Origin of the sequence: Dyadobacter sandarakinus (genome assembly GCF_016894445.1) — a bacterium.
GTDB classification, from domain to species: domain Bacteria; phylum Bacteroidota; class Bacteroidia; order Cytophagales; family Spirosomataceae; genus Dyadobacter; species Dyadobacter sandarakinus.
Map to the genome: position 1 here is coordinate 2,385,873 of NZ_CP056775.1, position 20,425 is coordinate 2,406,297.

General features: G+C 49.7%; 14 protein-coding genes and 1 tRNA gene. 7 read left to right on the forward strand and 8 right to left on the reverse strand.

Annotated features, from left to right (window positions below; translation table 11 throughout):
- Window positions 1-9: 9 nt before the first annotated feature.
- Window positions 10-4,236 carry a M4 family metallopeptidase gene (locus HWI92_RS09620; RefSeq protein ID WP_204663157.1) on the reverse strand — a complete coding sequence of 1,409 codons (4,227 nt, stop codon included), beginning with the start codon at window positions 4,234-4,236 and terminating at the stop codon, window positions 10-12.
- 147 nt (window positions 4,237-4,383) lie between these two features.
- Window positions 4,384-6,159 carry a thiamine pyrophosphate-requiring protein gene (locus HWI92_RS09625; RefSeq protein ID WP_204663159.1) on the reverse strand — a complete coding sequence of 592 codons (1,776 nt, stop codon included), beginning with the start codon at window positions 6,157-6,159 and terminating at the stop codon, window positions 4,384-4,386.
- Window positions 6,160-6,593: 434 nt separating this feature from the next.
- On the opposite strand from HWI92_RS09625, the gene HWI92_RS09630 reads away from it, so the two are divergent.
- Window positions 6,594-6,881, forward strand: a complete 288-nt coding sequence (locus HWI92_RS09630) for a hypothetical protein (protein ID WP_204663161.1) — start codon at window positions 6,594-6,596, stop codon at window positions 6,879-6,881.
- 142 nt (window positions 6,882-7,023) lie between these two features.
- Complete coding sequence (locus HWI92_RS09635) at window positions 7,024-8,268, forward strand: DUF4153 domain-containing protein (protein WP_204663163.1); 1,245 nt, start codon at window positions 7,024-7,026, stop codon at window positions 8,266-8,268.
- 192 nt (window positions 8,269-8,460) lie between these two features.
- On the opposite strand, the gene HWI92_RS09640 is transcribed toward HWI92_RS09635, so the two are convergent.
- Both HWI92_RS09640 and HWI92_RS09645 read right to left on the reverse strand, forming a co-directional pair.
- Window positions 8,461-10,701, reverse strand: a complete 2,241-nt coding sequence (locus HWI92_RS09640; protein WP_204663165.1) for a phage head spike fiber domain-containing protein — start codon at window positions 10,699-10,701, stop codon at window positions 8,461-8,463.
- Between the two features lie 620 nt (window positions 10,702-11,321).
- Window positions 11,322-12,692, reverse strand: coding sequence for a sensor histidine kinase (locus HWI92_RS09645; protein ID WP_204663167.1), 1,371 nt, complete (start codon window positions 12,690-12,692; stop codon window positions 11,322-11,324).
- Between the two features lie 3 nt (window positions 12,693-12,695).
- Here HWI92_RS09645 and HWI92_RS09650 point away from each other — a divergent pair, with 3 nt between their 5' ends.
- From HWI92_RS09650 to HWI92_RS09665, 4 genes are all read left to right on the forward strand, one after another.
- Window positions 12,696-13,208, forward strand: coding sequence for a hypothetical protein (locus HWI92_RS09650; RefSeq protein ID WP_204663170.1), 513 nt, complete (start codon window positions 12,696-12,698; stop codon window positions 13,206-13,208).
- 33 nt (window positions 13,209-13,241) lie between these two features.
- Window positions 13,242-14,027: a helix-turn-helix domain-containing protein gene (locus tag HWI92_RS09655; RefSeq protein WP_204663172.1), complete on the forward strand. Its 786-nt coding sequence runs from the start codon at window positions 13,242-13,244 to the stop codon at window positions 14,025-14,027.
- Between the two features lie 75 nt (window positions 14,028-14,102).
- On the forward strand, window positions 14,103-15,263 hold the full coding sequence (locus HWI92_RS09660; RefSeq protein WP_204663174.1) for an FAD-dependent oxidoreductase: 1,161 nt from the start codon (window positions 14,103-14,105) through the stop codon (window positions 15,261-15,263).
- A 90-nt stretch (window positions 15,264-15,353) separates the two neighbouring features.
- Window positions 15,354-16,457 carry an outer membrane beta-barrel protein gene (locus HWI92_RS09665; protein ID WP_204663176.1) on the forward strand — a complete coding sequence of 368 codons (1,104 nt, stop codon included), beginning with the start codon at window positions 15,354-15,356 and terminating at the stop codon, window positions 16,455-16,457.
- A gap of 75 nt (window positions 16,458-16,532) precedes the next feature.
- Here HWI92_RS09665 and HWI92_RS09670 read toward each other — a convergent pair whose 3' ends face one another.
- Window positions 16,533-16,958 carry a hypothetical protein gene (locus tag HWI92_RS09670; RefSeq protein ID WP_204663178.1) on the reverse strand — a complete coding sequence of 142 codons (426 nt, stop codon included), beginning with the start codon at window positions 16,956-16,958 and terminating at the stop codon, window positions 16,533-16,535.
- A gap of 565 nt (window positions 16,959-17,523) precedes the next feature.
- Between HWI92_RS09670 and HWI92_RS09675 the strand changes: the two genes are divergently transcribed.
- Window positions 17,524-18,360, forward strand: coding sequence for a glycosyltransferase family 92 protein (locus HWI92_RS09675; protein WP_204663180.1), 837 nt, complete (start codon window positions 17,524-17,526; stop codon window positions 18,358-18,360).
- 74 nt (window positions 18,361-18,434) lie between these two features.
- Here the strand turns inward: HWI92_RS09675 and HWI92_RS09680 are convergent.
- The 3 genes from HWI92_RS09680 to HWI92_RS09690 form a co-directional block, all read right to left on the reverse strand.
- A tRNA-Ser gene (locus HWI92_RS09680) sits at window positions 18,435-18,521 on the reverse strand.
- A gap of 64 nt (window positions 18,522-18,585) precedes the next feature.
- Window positions 18,586-19,659 carry an asparaginase gene (locus HWI92_RS09685; RefSeq protein ID WP_204663182.1) on the reverse strand — a complete coding sequence of 358 codons (1,074 nt, stop codon included), beginning with the start codon at window positions 19,657-19,659 and terminating at the stop codon, window positions 18,586-18,588.
- Window positions 19,649-20,425, reverse strand: coding sequence for a TatD family hydrolase (locus tag HWI92_RS09690; protein ID WP_204663184.1), 777 nt, complete (start codon window positions 20,423-20,425; stop codon window positions 19,649-19,651). The genes HWI92_RS09685 and HWI92_RS09690 overlap by 11 nt, the downstream gene beginning before the upstream one ends.

Here is a 20,425-nt window from a genome sequence, read left to right on the forward strand (position 1 = left end):
ACTGTGGTATCACAGTTTGACTACCGGCACGCTGTACCTGCCTTCCGGCACATTTACGATTATTTGATAAATACCAGAAGGCAGCGCCTCCATATCCACGGACAGGCCGCCATTTTCAACCTTTACATGGTCGCGGGCGATGTGGGTACGTCCGCCTGCGTCCACTACCTGCACCTTTGCCGTGCGGCTTTCCGATGAAGGCAGCTGTACTTTCAGCGTACTTTGTACGGGGTTCGGGAAAAAAGTTACGGCTCCGGCTCCGGCCTCTACTTTCACAATCCGGCTGTACCTGAATCTCGCATCCCGGTCCACCTGTTTGATCCTGTAATAAGTAATGCCCGCTGCCGCCTGACCGTCGGTAAACCGATAGGTACTTGTGGTTTTTACAGTACCCGCCGCGGTCACGGTACCCAATGCTTCAAAACTGCTCGCATCCCTGCTTTTTTGTACTACAAAATAATCACTGCCGGCTTCCCCGGACGTACTCCAGTTCAGGATGTTACCTTCCGCTGTATGGGCAGCTGTAAAACTGATCCATGTCACCGGCAGCGGGCCTACCGGAGGCGCATCGGATAATCCGAAACCTGAAAAACCCGAGTCGAACGAGGCTGTGTAGGCCAGGTCGGTATCAAAGGCTGACGATACCTGCACCTCTGCGAAAGAGGAAACCGCCGTGTTGCCGGCACCAATGCTGCCTGCACTTTTGCCCATGGAAGTAATGGCCGAACCATTGAAATTGGGCAATTCCGACGTTTTGTAGTACAATGTGATTTCGTACTTCCCAGCCGGATTATTGAACTCGGGAGTCACTTTATAAGTCTTTCTCGTAATGTGATAACTTCCCACCCAGCCGGTTTCATCCTTTCCGGTACGATCAATCTCCATGATAGTACAGCCATAATCATGCGCCGACAAGTTGCGGATACGCCCGATCAGTGTCCCATCCTCAGGGTGATAAAAAACAGCCGTTTCATTGGGGCCAAGGTATTCAGATGCACCGTTCCCGGTGTTGACAGCCGTGCGTATCTGTGTAGAATTGGAGGCTGTCAGCTTCACGTCATCCACCGCCCAGTGGAAAGTAAGATTTGCCACAAAATGAAACCTGATCCTCATGCCGGCATTGGCATACGCATCCGGTATACCGATGGTACGCTTGTCGGGGGTACCAGTAAAGAGATTGCCCAGCACGCCCGAATCTTCATTGATCGTGAGCAGGTTGTGCCACTCTGTGCCATCCCAAACATCCACCATGCCGGTTTCGGGTACGCCATCTTCGTAGGGCAGCCACGTTTGTGAAAATGTGAGGACAAGGTTCTTTTTACCCTGGGTATTGATGACGGGAGATAAAAGGATTTCATCACTTACATGGTCGGGCCGGATGACGTCATTTCCGGTCACTCGGAAAAACGGTCTTCCGTCCTGATTAAGGTACTGGTCAAAAGGCGCTACCAGGAACCAGGTGTTCGGGCTGGTACCTCCATTGATCGTCCCCCATCCCTGCTGCCCGGTATCAAAACCGGAGCTGAGCAGTTCTTCCGTGTAATTGCCGGGAGTAAGGTCATCATCCACGATCGTCAGGGTAAAATTTTGCTTTGTCTCTGCTGAAAATGCATTGCCGCCATGCGCATCCAGCTTGTATGAAAGCAAAATGGTTTCCGCACCTTCCACATAGGCATCATTGTAAATACGTACGGTAATATCCCGTGACAGTGCGCCGCTCTGAAGCGTCACAACTGCTGGCGAGATGGTGTAGTCGCCGGTAACCCCGCTCCTGGCGGTACCTCCGGGTGTATCAAGCGTAACGGTGACAGGCGCAGACGGAGCCTTGTCAATCGAGATCCTGACTTTTTTCTCCACATACGGCAGGCAGCCCTGCCCCTGCGTTCCTTCGCCCTCATTCATGGTCTGGCTTTCCAATGCAAAATGTACTGCCGGGGTCACCTGGCAGGAATACACCCGTACATTGTCGACATACCAGCCGTCGTACCCGCTGCATTGGTCTGTCCCGAAATCCCAACGGAACCGGATCTTATCCCCGGCTTCAAGTCCCACAGCTGTAAGGTCCACCTGGCTTTGTCCCCAGCTTCCTGCCACAGAGCCGTCGTCTGTACCCGAAAATGCAGGTTCGCCGGCAAGCGGATTGATTCCTGCTTCACTCGTAGACCAGTAGGAAAGTACCACGTTGTTGTAGGGATTGGCAGTAAATGCGCTGGCGGGAAGTAGTTTCCAGCTGCCGCCATTGATGCTGTATTTGACATTTCCACCGTCTGCCGCGGCTTCTGTTGCTACGTAATGATCAAACACGAGATGCAGGTTACCGGCCGTTTCTTCGGGGATGGTGATGACCGGGCTGGTCAGTGTGATAACCCCTTCCTGGGACGAGCCCGAGCAGTCGCCGCCGGGATAGTCGTAGGCAAATGCGGCACTTCCGCCGTGGTTGCGCGGCGCGGCCGCCACGGACCAGTTCCTTGCTACCCAGGTAGATGAAGATGTTGCAAAGCTCGTCTTAAAGTCACCCAATCCATGCTCAAAATCCTCATTGAAAATGGCCAGGCCGGGATTAGCGCCTTCACACAGCGGGGGAGCATCGGCCAGCAGCTTCTGGAAATTGCAGGGATTGTCGAGGCGCAGCTCCACTGCCTGAATTACTTTGGAAAGCTGCACGAGATCCGCAGCGCTGATTTTTTCGGTAGATTCTTCTGCCGCATTGTCGTCCGTAGAAAGCTGCATCAGCGTTTCGCCCAGCAGGTCTTCCCCGGCAGCTTCCAGGATGTCGGCCTGCGCGGAGAAATCAGTGGTTCGGGTCATGTACTCCGCCTGCGCCCGCCAGAAGATGTGCGCGGCCTTGGTAAGCCCTATGCCGGTAATGGTTTGCCCGTTGTAAGTACCTCCGTCTACCAGCAATGCATAAGCATGATTAATCACGCCGCTGTTGAGATGCACACCGCCAAAATCACCATTGCCGCACCAGTACTGCGGATCGGACACTTTACCCGGATTACCAAAGCAGGTAGGATCCCACATATCGCGGATAGCGCCGCCAAAGCCCGTGGTTTTTTCGCCCAGCTGCCAGCGTGTGGAACTGTTACAGCCCGTGCGCTGCTGACTGGTTTGTTCACCCTGATCCATGTAATTGTTGAGCTGGTCCACCGTCTCGCCCCAGATGTCGGAATATCCTTCATTCAATGCACCCGACTGCCAGCCGTAGACGAGCCCGCTGGTATATTCCGTGTAAGCATGGCCCCATTCATGCGCTACCACATCGTCGGCGGCGGTACCCGTGCAGTAGTTGGCACTGATACCATTCCAGTTGGCATTCGGACAATTGATTGCAGGACTGTTATTTATCGTGATCATAGGCGCATCCAGGCCGTCGAATGAAGTACGGCCGAATGCATTTTTCATCAGGTTGTATATAAATGCGGAAGTTTCCACCTCCGAGCGCTGCCATACGTCGAGGGTACCGGGCAGTGCGTCCCCTTCATTCCATGTCAGGTATGCCGGGGAAATATATTTTTCATAAAGGGTACGGTGTATGCTGTGATTGCCTGTAAACTGCTCAATGAGCCGGCCATCGTGGGCTTCTATGTAAAGAAACTCCCGGATACCCGCATCACTTCGCACCTCCACTTCATACACCAGGTAAGCAGGACCACGATAGCCTTGTACCAGGCCTTTTTGAAAAACGTACAGGGTTGACTTATGGGCGCGCAGCGGCTGATCGAGCGGCCTTTCTCCTTTTCCACCCACATAACCCAGCGCAATGCGCTCCGCATCTGCCTGGTTGAGGCGGGGCACCGGATTGATCTTTATACCGGAGATAAAATTTCCATTAAGTCCGGAGAGTCCCATGTTGCCCGTAAAATGGAATTTCAGTATGCCATCGAATACGGGAACTCCCCGGTAGGTTTGCTGCAGAGCGACGTGTTTTTTGCCATAGCTATCTACTTTTTCATCCTTCACGCTGAATTCGTCCAGTGCCGGCCTGATGCCAAACAGCCGCGCATTGTCGCGTACAAATCCCAGCGACCTGGCAGCAGTGCTTGCTCCGGGCAACTGAAATGGCTTTGATTTGGGGAAACGCAGGTAGCTGAGCGAACCGGTTGCTTTGTCGGTGGTGGCATGGGCGCCTGTCTGCGCGGCAAAAGCTTCAATTTCTTTCTGGGCGATGCCCTGGGCGTGGCTGCCCCATGCGCATAGTACTGCACATAACACGAGTAGTGCTTTTTTCATCATGAATCAGGTTGGGGGTGAATCAGTCTGAATTTATCAAAAGCACGAGTCAATGCAATGGGATTATTACTAAACGGCAGGCAGCCGGAAAAAGCCTAAGTTGTTGTTTTACAAACAAATAAAACTTTCTCCGGCAAACCCTTACGTACATTACCCTATGCCGCCGGTCATCACCTGGCGGATGGTTTGCCGGATGAGGGACATCGCGTCCGGGTCACCTTTGAGCAATGCTTTATTGTATTTGGCAAACTGCTCCATTGTCACGTGTGCAGGCAGGATTGGCACATTCGGGTCCACCACAACATCCAGCACAACAGGCCTGTCTGCCGAAAGTGCCTGCTCCAATGCCGGTACAACCCCGGCAGCGGTCTCAACCCGGATCCCGCCCAGTCCCAGCGAGTGCGCGAAGGCTGCGTAGTTTACATCGGGAATAGACTGAGAATCCTCAAACTTGGGTTCGCCTCCTTCCATACGCTGCTCCCAGGTTACCATATTGAGGTCGCGATTGTTGAGGACAATGATCACCAGCGTGGGACTGGCCCACTCCTGCCAGTATTTGGAAATGGTAATGAGCTCGTTCATACCCAGCATTTGCATAGCTCCGTCACCGACAATCGCAAATGCCGGCTTGTCGGGATAGGCGAACTTGGCAGCCACTGCATAGGGCACGGCCGGGCACATGGTTGCCAGGTTACCTGACAGTGATGCAAGCATTCCCTCCCGGATCCTGATATTCCGCGCAAACCAGAATGCGGAAGTACCTGAATCAGCCGTGATAATGCTGTAATCGGGTAACCTGGGCGAGAGTTCCTGAAGTACCAGCTGCGGGTTGATCGGGTCGGCTTCCAGGCGGGCACGCTGCTCCACGGTATCCCACCACTCATTGATGCCTTTAGCAATTCCGTCCTGCCAGGAGCGGTCGGTCTTATGCGTCAAAAGAGGAATCAATCCCTGCAGGGTACTTTTACTGTCGCCAAGGAGGTTCACTTCCATCGGGTACCGGATGCTCAGCATTTTACCATCAATGTCAATCTGCACCCCGCGCGCCTGCCCCGGCTGCGGCAGGTACTCGGTATAGGGAAAGCTGCTGCCGATCATAAGCAGCGTATCACAGTTTTCCATCATGTCCCAGCTGGGCTTGGTTCCCAGCAGGCCGATGCTTCCGGTCACATATGGAAGGTCGTCCGGGAGCACGGCCTTGCCCAGCAAAGCTTTGGCTACTCCGGCTCCCAGCAAGCCCGCCACAACCTTGATCTCCTCCACCGCGCTGAATGCCCCGGCCCCAACAAGTATGGCGACCTTTTCACCTGCATTCAGTACATCGGCGGCGCGCTGAAGCTCGTCGTCGGCGGGGATGACCCGGGCAGCGGAATAGCCCACTCCGGTAAAAACGCTGCCATGCTTCCGCGGCGGCTCCTCTACTGCTTTCTCCTCCTGCACGTCTACCGGGATGATCACTGCTGTCACCGTACGTTCCATATGTGCGATACGGAAAGCACGGTCGATCACCTGCCTGGCCTGCGCAGGATGAACCACGACCTGAAGATAGTCTGATGCTACATCTTTATACAGGGAAGCAAGGTCCACTTCCTGCTGATAGCTGCTACCCAGCGAGCTCCGCCTCTGCTGGCCGATGATGGCCACCACGGGCTGATGATCCAGCTTGGCATCATACAATCCATTGAGCAGGTGAATCGCGCCCGGACCGGAGGTGGCTACACACACGCCTGTTTCGCCGGTAAACTTGGCATGTGCGCAAGCCATAAAGGCGGCCATCTCCTCATGCCGGGTCTGGATAAAACGTACCTGGTCTTTTCCCCGGTTGAGGGCTCCGAGCAGACCATTGATCCCGTCGCCCGGGTAGCCGAAAACCTGACGGACCTGCCATTCTACAAGGCGCTGAACAATAAAATCGCTGACATTCATAAGAAGTTGCTATTGGGATGTGGCTTTTGAACCGGATTGAAGTGCTGCTATCCGGGTAAAAACCATTCCTGCAGTACCCGGCATTTCTATCGCAGGAACAATCCCTGAAAGCTGCTGGGGTGGCGTGAAAAAGTCTGACGATGCGGGCAACTTTGCAGTTGAAGAAGGCATTTTTGTTTAAGCCAGCTTAAACATTCCGTTACGAAATGTTGTCAAAGTGCTTATTTGTTGATAATATTCTTAACTTTTCGATGTGATCAAAAGGAAGTCTGGCAGTAGCACCCCGGAATGTACGAAGGCCCGAAGCAAAACAGCGGCTGCAAAACATATCTGATTTTATAACCGTTAGATAACTAAATTTGTGATTATCAACCATTAATCTATCAAGAGGAACACGTTTTGTAGTAATACTTCAAAGCCTCAAACTAAGCCCGATGCGAAAATTCAGCTACGTTTTTATAATGGAGATTCCTTATTTTAACCTTGCGGATTATCAGCCGATTGGTAAAAATCCTGACCCGGCGGATCAGGACCTGACCATTTATGTAAAACCGGGCTCTACTTTCTTTTATTTATATGATAAAATTATCCGGAAACTTTTCTGCTTCGTTCCGGAGGACCGTACCCAGGCACTTGTACCCAAAGACGTGTTTGTGGCCTATTACCTGAAGTACCCCGAAAATCAGATCGCTTCCTTCTACAGAGCGCTGGCCATGCGCTGACCAAACCCCGCGTCAAACATCTTCCCTGCTGCATTCCAGTCTGTCCGGCTTTAAAAAAATTCAATGCCCTTCTCTTGACAGAACAAAAAACATTTTTAACTTTGAAATGCAAAGTACTTTTTAAATCATTAGCCTTGATCTTATGCGTGACGACATTCTTTTAAACCTGGACAATCCCCGGCAACTGGAACAGTTGTACCGGAACAACAAACCGACCTTCAAGTCGGCCTTTAATGCGCTTTATCCGCAGGTCAGCAGCAACCCGCTGGCCGAGGGCTGGTACCAGCGTCTGAATTACGGCTCCGGCAATCCCGACTGGGGAACCCGCAGTGAGCGCGTGTTTGTGGCAGGAGCGGCCGTGCTGTCGGCATTTCTGGCCAAGCTGCCCGAAATGCTTTCCTTGGAGCCCGATCTCTACTTTCAGCGCAATGTAAGCTTTGTGGTTTTTCCCGTGCTGATCACCTACTTCGCCTGGAAAAACGGGCTGAATACGCGAACGGTCACCTGGCTGTCGGGAATGTTGCTGGCGTCGGTAGTTTTTATCAATGTCCTGCCGCAGAACAGTACAGGTGATACTTTGCTGCTTTCGTGCCTGCATCTGCCTTTTTTCCTCTGGTCGCTGCTGGGATTTGCATTCAGCCACGAAAGAGGGGCCGGGGACGACAAATGGCTGGGTTTCCTGCGGTACAACGGAGAACTGGCCGTGATGATGGCCCTGCTTCTGATCTCCGGCGGGATTACATCTGCACTCACGATCAACCTTTTCGGACTGATCGGCTGGAACATTGAAAAGCCGTATTTCAACTATGTAGTCATTTGCGGACTTGCTGCGGTGCCGGTGGTGAGCACTTTTATCACTCGGGTACAACCCGGACTGGTGAGCAAAGTTTCGCCCGTCATCGCGCGGCTTTTCAGTCCGGTTGCGCTGGTTATGCTGGTACTGTACCTGGGGGCTACCCTTTTTTCGGAGAAAGATCCTTTCCACGACCGTGAATTTCTGATCATCTTCAATGCATTGCTGGTGGGCGTCATGGCGCTGATCTTTTTCTCAGTTGCCGAGGCCGGCTCCACTACCCGGAACCGTACCCAGATCCTGATTTTGTCCCTGCTTTCGGCAGTCACGCTTGTTGTTAATGGTATCGCCCTGTCGGCAGTGTTGTTCAGGATCACCGAGTGGGGTATTACGCCGAACCGGCTGGCCGTACTGGGTGCCAACCTGCTCATGCTTGCACACCTGGTATACGTTGCCGTGAGGCTTTTCGGGGCACTTACGCGGCGCAGTGATGTGTCCCTTGTGGGAGCTTCCATGGCGCTGTTCCTGCCTGTATATAGCATTTGGAGCGCGGTAGTCGTGTTTTTGTTTCCATTGATCTTTGCATTTAAATAAAAAAATGGCTGGTCTTGATGGAAACCTGCCGGAATTTAAGCCGACAATCGGGAAAACAACTGACCGGATTATTTGCATGCGGTATAACATCGCCAACCTGCGATCCCGCGCTGAAAAAAGCAGAAGAGGCCACCGGACGTACCGGGGCCTCTTCTGGTATACATTGCGTTATGTGAGACCAATCCTGTGGGATCAGGCAATCGTCAGCGGCTTTGAAACCCGTCCATAAAGCGACGAGGTATACGAAAGCTCCATATTGGCATACTCCACCACAAGCGTTTCGGGCTTTGCCATCCGGTAAATACCAAACTTCCAGTAAGGACCGAGCTTGTCCACATAGCCGATGCCGATATTGGATACATTTACCATCTCCTGCCCGTTCTGCCACCATTGCAGCTGACCCCTGGTGGGCGAAAAGCGGATGCGCATGACAATCCTGTGCCACTGTCCGCGTGTAAATGTGCCGATGGCGCGTTTGATATAGGTTGGTGCCGTCTTGATCGGGTTTTGGGTGCTGGAAGCGGTATAAACGGCTATTTTATCACCACCTTCTAAACGTACGCCCAATACCGGGCCCGTGCTCATTTCACCCGAATCCTCGGTTGCATGGAACTGGCCGAGGTAACAAAAATCGGTTGGGGACATCTGGCTGATCGCCCCCGGCGCGATCCGGATGGAATAGGAAAGCCACACATCCTTGTCGAAAGGTACATCGCCGCTTTTCATGTAAAACTCGCAGCGCTCCTTGATTTTTTCATTGGAAAGATCTCCGGACCAGCGGTCGCCCGACCTGATCTCAAACCTGAAAACAGGAGAAGCCACATTCGTTGCCTGTTGAAGCGACCAGGATTTATTTGGCGTTTGCGCCATGTACCGCTGTGCAAAAATGGAAACGAGCGTATTGCTCGGTCCTACGGTTGCATACTTGAATGTGACGCCAGACGATGGCGCTTCCTGAACCGGGGCCGATTCGCTTGTGTCGTAAAATGCAACCATCTTCACCGTGCTTCCGGAGGTCGGCACATCCAGGTTGCCGCTCAGATCCTTGATCCATGTTTCACCACTTGTTCTTTGTATCAGTACATTATGATCATCAGCAGTAGGTTTGGTGAGTGTCACTGAGTCTTCGCCCCGGCTAGCGGCGCTTCCTTTTGTGCGGATGTAGCTGGTCATGGCCTTGCTTTTTTCAAGCTGCACACCCCACATGAGAATTCCCCCACTTCCGTCACCTTTGTAAGAAGTGGTGCCGTTTACAAGTTCGGGCCCTATTTTGGTACTTACAGATGAACCCGACGCTACAAAAGTGGCAAAACACCGGTACCAGCCGCCTCCGGCTTTTTCCATTCCTGCATTGGTAAAAGCATCATGCTGAATGCCTACCACGCCATTGCCAAGGTCAAAGTGCACGGTAAGACCGCTGATGTTGAAGTAGGCCCACTTACGCTCGGCTGCTTTCAGAAATGCGCTCAGCGTATAGGTACTTCCGGACAAAACAGCCACGTTGTCATTGGGTGCCACGTAGTGCATGGAAGTATTGTAATCTTCCTTGATCTTGAAAGCATTCAATGTACCGTCAGGAGAGCGGGTACCGCTTGAACCCACGCTGATGTTCCGTCTTTGCCATGCGACATTGTCGATATTGTGGGAATACCTGATCAGATTGGTTCCCGCAGGCTCAATGAGCACTCCGCTCAGGGATGGTGTGCCGGCAAGGTCGTAGTGGTACCGGAGACCAAAGTAGGGAGCTACCGTGGTAGGCGTATATGCAGACATGGTAGCGCTCTGCTCGATTTGCGCACCCCAGGCATATATGTACCTGCTGGTACTAACCCCGTAGCTCATCTCTGTATCATCATTGAGCAGATACAGGTGCATACCGGTGGATGATCCGCGGTCAGGCGTGGCTGTTACCCGGAGGCGCCACCATCCGTCTCCTGCATTTACCGCCTGGTAGCTGGTTACATTGGAGCTTGATGAAATAAAACTTCCATTGGAAAGATTAAACCGAACCCCGGGATTACCGCCTGTAAAGGAGGTATTGGTTACAAAGCTGAACTGGATCTTACTCCGCGTGCCTGCTTTTACATAGATACTGATCGTAACCGGCCTTCCTTTCACCACCGTAACACTCTGGGATACCCTGTGCTCACCTGAAACGGTTTTCTCGGAAACTTTACTGGCTGTGTACGAGCCGTCGGCGGCAGGAACGCTGCCCGTAGCGGAAACTGATGTACCAACCTGGTTCCAGCCATTGGCTGATAAATCCTGGCTGTTGATGAGCATGTTGTAACCGGGCTGGGCAAAATGAAGATAGCCATCGGACCCGTAAAAGGAAGCTTCGCTCGTTCGCGAAAAATTAATGTCGGCGCTGGCAGACGTGGGTAGCTGCCTGAAATCGAAGGATTTCAGCGGGGTTGTTAATTGTTCAGTCATTTATCGTTTAATTAGTCATGAATGATTGATCTGGTTTGCAGATCAACTTGTAAAAAATAAAAGGTATTGGTAAAGATTTTCTATAGGCAAAATGGTTCTGCCGCAGTACAACCGGATTCCGGCTGCTGCGATGGTGACAAATAAGGTAAAATCAGGCTTCTGTAATTTGCGGAAAGTTGCTGCATGATCTTTTCCGTCCCAACCGCACGGGCAACTTTAAGGGCGAAAACTACAATCATAAACCTTCCGGAACCCCAGTATTCAGTTAATATAATTGTTAAATATTCTGACAACACACTGTTGTGCCTGCCGGCGCTTTTAATAAAGATGATCGGTTGACCTTTTCGGAGGGGTTTATTCTTACTTTTTACAAAGCTAATAGAAATTCTGAAAAATTGTTAATAAGCAAATCTAATTTGGTGTTTTGTCTTTAAACAGTAAAACAGCGGTTACAAGGCAGTAATTTGTAGCATATTCACTAAGTATTTTGACATAACGGAATGCTATATAGTCCGGCCTTGGCCGCAGCCTGGAAAGCGCAGTAACACATTCATAATAAGGGAAGAAATCCACTGATGCGCAGATCTAAGATGAGAATTGGAGAGAGGCAAGAATGCCGGTCAGTCGAGGGCGGGTAGTACGATCCGTACGGAGGTACCGCTCCCTACTTCGGACTTGATGCGGATGGTACCGGAATGATTACGCACAATCCTTCTGCTGAACGTAAGCCCGAACCCCTCTCCTTCCCGGCGGATCACGGTAGAAGGAAGCTTTGAAAACATATCGAAAATATTTTCGAGCTGGGTCTCGGGAATTCCTACCCCATTATCATTGATCCTAATTTCAACAAACTGCCTGTTGGGGTGGTACTCGCCGTCCAGGTGCGTTCCGTATATTTTACAGCTGCTTACGCTGACTGCGAGCGGGGTACCGGGTTTGGCAAATTTGATCGCATTACCGAGAATGTGGTAAAACAGCTGCTCCATCTGGGATGCATTTGCCCTCACCACCGGCAGGCGCGCTACCTCGACGCTGGCACCGGATAAGCGGATCTGAGGACGCAGCTGCGTGAGGACCATGGAAACCGTATCTTCCAAATCGACCAATGAAAACGTTTGCTGATCCTCCGTCAGGAACGAGAAATCAGACAGGTTTTTGATCATTTCGCTAAACCGGGTTGCACTTGTATTGATACGCACAGAAAGGTCACTGGCCTTCTTTACATCATTTTCCTGAAGTGCATCCACCAGCATGCCGCTGAAAACCCTGATTTTTCGCAAAGGTTCCTGCAGGGAATGCGTGGAAATATGGCGGTACTGGCGGTTTTCGTCCGTAGAATCACTCAGCTGCACACTCAACCCTTTCACCTTGTCCCTGGTGGCTTCGAGTACATCCTGCTGCTGTAACTGCAAGGCGACGAGCTCGGCAAATGCAGTAAAAAGTCCGGTCGTCCTGATCCCGGTCAGTTTTTTCGGCTCCCGGCCGAATGCACATAAGGTTCCGAAGAACTCACCCGACCGCAGCACAATGGGATAAGAGATATAGCTTTTTACACCATTGCTCACGAGAATGGGATCGTCCGCGTACGCCAGGCTTTCGTCCAGGTTTTCAATGATCACGGGTTGCCGTACCTGGCGGATCTGGTCGCAAATGGTGGTCTCGACGGGGAGCTCGGAGCCGGCAAGCATGCCCAGCTCCATATTATCATGCACACTGCAGGTGATCCACTTTTCGGACGTAACCCGTGCTACGGCGGCGAAACCGAGCCCGGTAACCTCGCAGATTACATTCAGCAATGTAGAAACAATCGGAATTTGCTGCACGCGCTGAATATCGCGGGCCAGGGTAGCATCTGTAATGTACATCTCAATAGTGGCGTTGACGGTATTGCTGATGATCGTATAAAACATCATACCTGAGAGCGCCGGGCCCCGCGCCTGCGGATTTGGCACGGTTTTGAAAGTACAATGATCCTCAACCAAACCATACATACCATGCTCGATGAACTGTTTGCAATGATAAAGCAAAGCGGACAACAGGCCGTTGTAGATAATAATGAAGTACCCAACGAGCACAACGAAGGCGTGATGAGCGAAGCTCATGATTCGATCGTACAAGGGCTCGGCAACATCAAGGATCCCGGGCAGCTCAACGGATTGCTCGAATCGGCCCGCAGCGGAAGTGCAGGGAACAATCCGGCCGTACAGCAGATTTCCGACAACTTTATGGGCGGGATCATGCAGAAGTTCGGTATCAATGCGGGTACTGCTTCTTCCATTGCATCAGCCATCATTCCGGTAGTATTGGGTAAGATTGCGCAGCGCCAGCAAGGCGGAGGCGGCTTTGACCTGGGCGGACTGCTTGGCTCGCTCACCGGGCACGCTGCACCTGGCACATCGCAGGGAGGCGGACTTGGCGGTAAAATCGGCGGCATTGGCAGCAAGCTCGGACTTGACAAGGACGGCGATGGTGATGTGGACCTGAATGACCTGTCCAAAATGTTCTGAAATGGCATTCATCTTTGATGCTCATATTTGTTTATGCACCATCTAGAAACCGAACCACCTGGTGAGCTGCGCGAGATCATCAGGTGTTTTTGGTACGATAAAAAGGAATTTGGTCCGGCAGACGGTGATTTCGAGGTGGTACCTGACGGCTTTGCCGAGATCATCTTCTATTTCGGAAGTCTGAGCGGTATTTCTCAAAAAGGAACGTTGGAACCCCTGCCATCACCATTTATGATCGGGCTGCTGCAACAGCCTGCTCATTTTCAAACCCGGGGCTCGCTGGAAATCCTGGGTGTGCGCTGTTTTCCGTGGACGATTTTTGAATTACTGGGCCTTCCCGCGGGAGGTGGTGGTGTGCGAACGTTTGATCATCCGATGGCCGGATTGCAACCGATCCTTGCCAGCGAAGTAGCGGCCGGACGCATCAATCAGGCACTTGCATTACTCCATAGTTACTTCCTGAACGAACGATTACGAATTACCCAAAACAACCTGCTTTCGAAAGCGGGCAAAGCCCTGCGCAATGCAAAGGGTACACTCCCGGTGGGCGAGATAGCAGCGGCGGCACACGCCACGGTGCGCACGCTGGAAAGAAACTTCAAACATTCATCGGGCCAAACGGTAAAGGATGTATCCTCCCTCACCCGTTTCGAGCAGGCAAGAAATGAGCTGCTGCTGAATCCTGACGTAAGTCTTGCAAGCCTCGCCCATGAGCTTGGCTATACAGATCAATCTCACTTCAGCAGAGAGTTCAAGCGCTTCTGCGGCATGACGCCGGGTACATTTGCCCGCAATGCCAGGACAAACAAACGCATGTAGCGCAACAACTTTGTCGCATTTGTACAAGCCTGAAAGAAAAGCATTCCGGAATTTTGTATCACAATCAAAAGCAAGATGTTGATACTAAATAAACAAATAGCCATCGTAGGCGGTGGACCCGGCGGATTAACTTTGGCCAGACTTTTACAAATGAACGGAGCGAACGTAAAAGTATTCGAGCGGGATATTAACCGGAATGCACGCGTGCAGGGTTCACCGTTAGATATGCATAAACAATCCGGATTGAAAGCGCTGATCAGGGCGGGTCTTCTGGAAACATTCAAAAAACATTACCGCGTCGGCGCGGATCGCAAGACCATTGTTAATGAAAACGCCAATGTACTTTTTACCACTCCATTAATACAGGCAAGTAATGATTTTAACGATGAGAATTTTCATCCTGAAATTGACAGGGGAACATTGCGGGATCTGCTGCTGCAATCATTAGAACCAGATACTGTTGTCTGGAACAGCCAGTTTATTTCCATGATCAAACAAAAGTCGGGCTGGTTGCTGCATTTCGGAAATGGTAAAACATTTTATGCAGACATTGTCATTGCAGCAGATGGCGCGAACTCTAAAATCCGACCATACATTACCGATACAAAACCAGTTTATTCAGGCATTACCATGATCGAAGGTCATGTACATGATGCAAAAAATACATTACCCAATATCCACGCCCTGATCAATGACGGTGCACTCCTGGCTTTTGGAAATGAAAGAAATTTATTCATGGGCCTGAAAAGTGATGGCGATCTTACCTTTTACACGAGTTTTAAAGCAACTGAAAACTGGTATAGCAATGCCGGACTTGACTATAATAATAGCAGTGAAATGCTGAATTGGTTTAGAAAAGATTATATAACATGGAGTAAAATATGGTATCCATTATTTGAAAATGCGGCAACTCCATTTGTTCCCCGCCCTATTTACTGTATGCCGCCTGATCATACCTGGAAGTCACTGCCCAACCTGACCATGCTTGGTGATGCTGCTCATGTGATGCCTCCGTCAGCCGGCGAAGGAGCTAATATGGCCATGCTGGATGCCGTGGAATTATGCGATTGCCTGTCCAAGGAAGGCCATCCCGACCTACAAACTGCCATCGCTATTTTTGAACAGAACATGCAGCGGCGAGCCTCGGAAATGGCCCGGGTGTCGCTGGCAAACGGAGAATGGATGCACAGCCCCGGCTCGCTTGACAAAATGCTGGCCATGTTTGGGGCAGCCTAGCCAGCCATGTAATGCCAAACGGATGCCATGTACGGGGAGGTAATTTCCGGTTTGTTTCAGTATTTTCGGGAAATAAAAACCTATGATACAGTGCATAAAGTTCTCCCCTATTTGACCATTTGCCTATTATTAATTTTCAACAATGCTGTCGCTCAACGCGATACACTCGTATGGAAGCCCGGATTGAAGTTGCAAAGCAGTGATTTTGTGATTGACCCATCTTCCGTAAATATTTTCAATGACATTTCCCTGGTGTATGGCTATCGGCTGCAACCGGGCAAGCCGGGTAAATTCCTTTTGATTGTCAATACCGCTGCTGTTTTAAACCGGAAAACGTCAAGTCTACCCGACTCTTCGGACACCGCTTTGCGCTATGTCCAGATTCAGTTTGATTTATCGGGATACCATAGCAGGCTCATCAAATTAAAGGCATCTGAATTGGGTGAAATAAGCGGCAGACTGGTTGCAGCGAAGATGGATTCAATTACATTTCAAGCGAACCAGGAAGTATCGGTTTTAAAAAAAGCATTTGCTGAGGAATTCTTCCGGCACCCCAATAAAGAGACTTTGCAAAAGTGGGAAATGAAAATCAGTGACCTATTAACAAGTACTCCCGAAATTGATGAAGAAAGAATACCGGGCAAGTTAACTTATGGGCTTTTTGCCGGTGTTGGGCATAATATATTTAAAAGTAAAACCAGCGAAAACTTCACCAATGCAACCGGAATCAACTTTGGTCTCAATTATGATATAAAGAAATCACGATTCGTAATTGATTTGAATTTGAATTTCAATAAAACGAAACAGGAACTGGAAAAGAATGGGTACTGGCCGTCGGGGATGAAAACACACTTTGCATCCATTGAACTTACCTACGGATATAAAATCAATAAAAACAAATGGTTGCTGGCGCCCTATGGGGGATTTTCCATCAATGAATTTACACCAGCCAAAACAAATAAGGAAGACAAGCGACGCATGGCAGGATACAGCCCGGTATTGGGTTTGGAAATTAACCGGTACTTCAAAACCATGGCTGATTTGCACGAAAAGGCACGTATTTATTACAAGCTCAGGATGTCTGTGAATCCGACAAACCTGATTAAAGACTACGCAGGTACTCAATTGAATATAAAGCTAGCGATCGGATTTGATGCTGTAAGGATCAAAACCAGGCTTGTTAAAAAAGTGTAAGCCTTTGAATGGGATTTATAATTGAGTTTAAAATATTTTATTAGTTGTGGTATTTCAATTGGTAATGCACTAATTTCATTCTGTAACTTTTTCAAAGATCTGATAGATACTTTTATACGTACTTTTCCCTTTTTGGTACTGACTTAACCGATCTTTAACAATACTAAATGACGGAGTTGCCAAGTGCTTGCTGAAACGATCGATCAGGGGAGGAATTGCATGCTCCTGAAAAGTTTCCGGGCTTCTTAAAAGTAAGTTCCACCCAAGTTCATTCTTAATATTTTCGTCAATCATCCTGGTTTTCAATGCATCAAAACGCTCATTAAAATGAGCATACAGCAGCGATACCCCGGCTGAATCTGTACCCCGGTCAAAGAGATTTGAAAGCGAATCGACCTGCGCATCAAATAATTGTTCCCGTGCTACTGTTGCTGATTTCCAAACCAGGCTTAAAGGAGAATTCAGAGGTCTGCTGGCTGCAAAATGAGCGGGATTAATCATGACCTCCAATGTATCCGAATCGATAAATACATCGAGGCACTGGTTGTTTTTACAAATCTGTACAGGACAAAATTCCCCGATTGTAAATGCAAAACTAGTCTCATAGCCGGAATCTGGGTTCGCAAAGGTTTGAACCGGCCTGAAAGGCTCTTTGACATAGATCCAGATCGAATCTGCATCCGCCGCAGACTCCGCCTTTCCAAATTGCGGTTCCTGATAGAACAGCCTAACACTCACCTGCTGCTGTGCATGCGCAGATATGGAGATTATAAAAAAGCAAAGCAGACTGATCCGGTTTATTCCCATGGTAGCGTTTTAAATCAAACGAAGATTTCAGTTCAACTACGCTACCATCACCATGAAATTAATATATTCGGGCCGGTGTAGACGTTCAATCGTACATTGGTGATGTTTCAAATGCTTGTGCACTCCCTATTGAGAATGAATTTTTCCTTAAAGATTTTTTTTGCTTTCGCCTGAATACCAGAAAAGATAGTAACCTGAATACTCAGTATATTTTAACAAAGCCTGATATATAACCCAGCTCAAATACATAAAATAAACAATGAACATTTTAACCAGTTTATTTTCTAAGTTTTTTGCAAAGAACAATACACATATAAGTCCGGAGCATTATGTCTCTGTATGTTGTATTGTAAAGGACGAAAATAATTACCTTGAAGAATGGATCCGATACCACCAGAAAATTGGTGTTTCCAATTTTTATATTTATGATAACGGAAGTAAAATACCAGTTCGTGAAACAATTAAAGAATTAAACCTTGATCGGGTAGTAGCTGTTATTGATATCCCCGGAAAAAACAAGCATGTAAAAGCATATCAGCATTGCCTGGATAAGTTTGGCAGTTATTCTCAATGGATTGCGTTTATTGATGTAGATGAATTTATTGTACCCAAAACCAATGAGGGAAGCCTGGTACAATTCCTGAAAAATTATGAAGATTTTGGAGGCTTGGGAGTTTCCTGGCTGATATTTGGATCTGCCGGTCACATTCAGAAGCCTGCCGGCTCGCAATTACGGAATTTTACAAAACGGTCAGACCTGAATTTCTTGCCCAACACCCATATCAAATCAATTGTGCAGCCCCGGTTTGTTGCATCCGCATTCAAATCGCACTGCTTCAAATATAAGCCCGGCTATGATTGTGTTAATGAACATCAGAAAGTCATCGATGGTGCGACCACGGAACCGAGTGTGGATACGATACAGCTGAACCATTATTATTGCCGCTCACTCGAAGAATACCATGAAAAGATCACGCGGGGAATCAGCGACACGAAAAGAGCGCGCAAAATTGAAGAGTTTAATTACCATGACGCAGGATCAAATGCGATTGAAGACCGCGAAATTCTGAAAATACTCGATCAGAAGGAAGCCTGACGTATGATAATCCCGTAAGTTATAATCATGCATTAAATAAAAAAGACCTTCCTGATTGCAGGAAGGTCTCAGTGCAGAGAGGATGAGATTCGAACTCACGATGCAGTTACCCACATACTACCTTTCCAGGGTAGCCCCTTCAACCACTCGGGCACCTCTCTGTGTGGTTATGGGGTGCAAAGATAGGTTTTCTTGCTTTACACGCAAGAGCTTACTTCAATTTTATCAGATACTCATTTCCCCGCAAAGCGGCCGGGCAAGCATTTCAATGCATTGATTCCGCTCCGGCTCTCTCCCAAACACGTACATCATTTTGGTGACAGCTGCTTCTGCCGTAATGTCCGACCCGCTGACCACTCCCAGCTGGTCGAGGTACTTGCTGGTTTGATAGTGCCCCTGTGCTACGCGCCCGCCCTCACATTGGGTTACATTAAAAATGATAACACCGGCGTCCATTGCGCTCCTGAGTGCGTCCAGAAACCAGGGATTTGTAGGTGCATTGCCCGCACCGTAAGTTTCCATTACAACCCCACGCAGCCCGGCTATATTCAGGATCGCTCCTGTAACCAGCGGGCTGATCCCCGGGAACAGTTTCAGAAAAGCCACCCGGTTGTCGAGCTGCTTGTGAATCGTAAGTGTTGCGCCCGGATTGCAGGGCCTGATGTAGGGAAGATTATACTCGATGTGCACACCTGCATTGGCTAGGGCCGGATAATTGGCCGAGTGAAATGCATTGAAATCGGAGCTTTCGCGCTTTTTGGAACGATTGCCCCGAAGCAGCCGTGAGTTGAAGTAAATGCATACTTCGGAAATAACCGGATGCCCGCGGTCGTCCCGGGCTGCGGCGAGTTCCAGTGCAGTAATGATATTTTCACGCGCATCGGACCGGGCCACACCAATCGGCAACTGGGCACCGGTGAGGATAACGGGCTTGTTAAGCCCTTCGAGCAGGTAGCTGAGAGCCGAGGCCGTATAGGCCATGGTATCGGTTCCGTGCAGGATCACAAAGCTGTCGTACCGGTGGTAATGCTCGCCGATGATCCCGGCAAGCTCCACCCAGATCGCAGGATTCACATTGGACGAATCGATCGGGTCGGGAAGTGACAGGAAGGTTATTTCAAAATGCAGCCTGCTGATCTCCGGCACACGGCTGATCATCTCTTCAAAGTTGAAGGGTACGAGCTGGCGGCCCTTGCTTTCGTACACCATACCCAGCGTGCCACCCGTGTAGATCACCAGCACCGAACCGATTGGCGGTTCAGGCGAAACGGGGTTAATGTAGATCATTTTATAATCCATGATCCGCACTTTTTAGCAGTTGCAATGCATTCCGGGTTGTGACAGCCACTACTTCTTCTTTACTGGTCTGTGTCAGGTCTCCTACCCGCTGCGCCACCAGTTCTATATAGGCTGCTTCATTTCTTTTACCCCGGAAAGGGACCGGGGCCAGGTACGGGCTGTCGGTTTCAAGTACAAGATGTTCGAGGCCGATATGAGGAAGCACTTTGTCCAATCCCCCATTCTTGAAGGTAGCCACGCCCCCGATTCCAAGCTTGAATCCAAGCTCAATTGCTTTTTTAACTTCTTCCAACGTTCCTGTAAAACAATGAAAAATACCTTTCAGCTCCGGATCAGCAAAGTCCTCAATCAGTTTCACAACCTCCCAGAATGCATTGCGGCTGTGAATGTCAATCCAGAGATCATGCCTGCGGGCCAGACCGCACTGGTACAAAAAAGCTTTTTCCTGCTGCTCGCGAAAGGTTACATCCCAGTACAGATCCATGCCGATTTCCCCGATGGCGATGAATTCAGCCCTGGAAAGCCAGTCTTCCATGATCTGAAGTTCTTTTTCGAAATCATTTTTAACATATACCGGGTGCAGTCCGATCATGGGCAGGCACTTTCCCGGAAAAGCTTCTGCGAGCTTCATCATGCCGTCAATCGTCGCATGGTCGCAATTCGGCATCCAAATCTGTTCGATACCTGCTTTCCAGGCTCTTTCCAGCATGGCAGGCCGGTCGTCATTGTATTCCTCACTGTAAATGTGAGCGTGTGTTTCAATCAT

Coding starts and splice junctions, on each gene's coding strand:
- HWI92_RS09620 (WP_204663157.1), bottom strand. CDS start 4,236: ATGATGAAAAAAGCACTACTCGTGTTATGTGCAGTACTATGCGCATGG.
- HWI92_RS09625 (WP_204663159.1), bottom strand. CDS start 6,159: ATGAATGTCAGCGATTTTATTGTTCAGCGCCTTGTAGAATGGCAGGTC.
- HWI92_RS09630 (WP_204663161.1), top strand. CDS start 6,594: ATGCGAAAATTCAGCTACGTTTTTATAATGGAGATTCCTTATTTTAAC.
- HWI92_RS09635 (WP_204663163.1), top strand. CDS start 7,024: ATGCGTGACGACATTCTTTTAAACCTGGACAATCCCCGGCAACTGGAA.
- HWI92_RS09640 (WP_204663165.1), bottom strand. CDS start 10,701: ATGACTGAACAATTAACAACCCCGCTGAAATCCTTCGATTTCAGGCAG.
- HWI92_RS09645 (WP_204663167.1), bottom strand. CDS start 12,692: ATGTATGGTTTGGTTGAGGATCATTGTACTTTCAAAACCGTGCCAAAT.
- HWI92_RS09650 (WP_204663170.1), top strand. CDS start 12,696: ATGCTCGATGAACTGTTTGCAATGATAAAGCAAAGCGGACAACAGGCC.
- HWI92_RS09655 (WP_204663172.1), top strand. CDS start 13,242: ATGCACCATCTAGAAACCGAACCACCTGGTGAGCTGCGCGAGATCATC.
- HWI92_RS09660 (WP_204663174.1), top strand. CDS start 14,103: ATGTTGATACTAAATAAACAAATAGCCATCGTAGGCGGTGGACCCGGC.
- HWI92_RS09670 (WP_204663178.1), bottom strand. CDS start 16,958: ATGATTAATCCCGCTCATTTTGCAGCCAGCAGACCTCTGAATTCTCCT.
- HWI92_RS09675 (WP_204663180.1), top strand. CDS start 17,524: ATGAACATTTTAACCAGTTTATTTTCTAAGTTTTTTGCAAAGAACAAT.
- HWI92_RS09685 (WP_204663182.1), bottom strand. CDS start 19,659: ATGGATTATAAAATGATCTACATTAACCCCGTTTCGCCTGAACCGCCA.
- HWI92_RS09690 (WP_204663184.1), bottom strand. CDS start 20,425: ATGATTGAAACACACGCTCACATTTACAGTGAGGAATACAATGACGAC.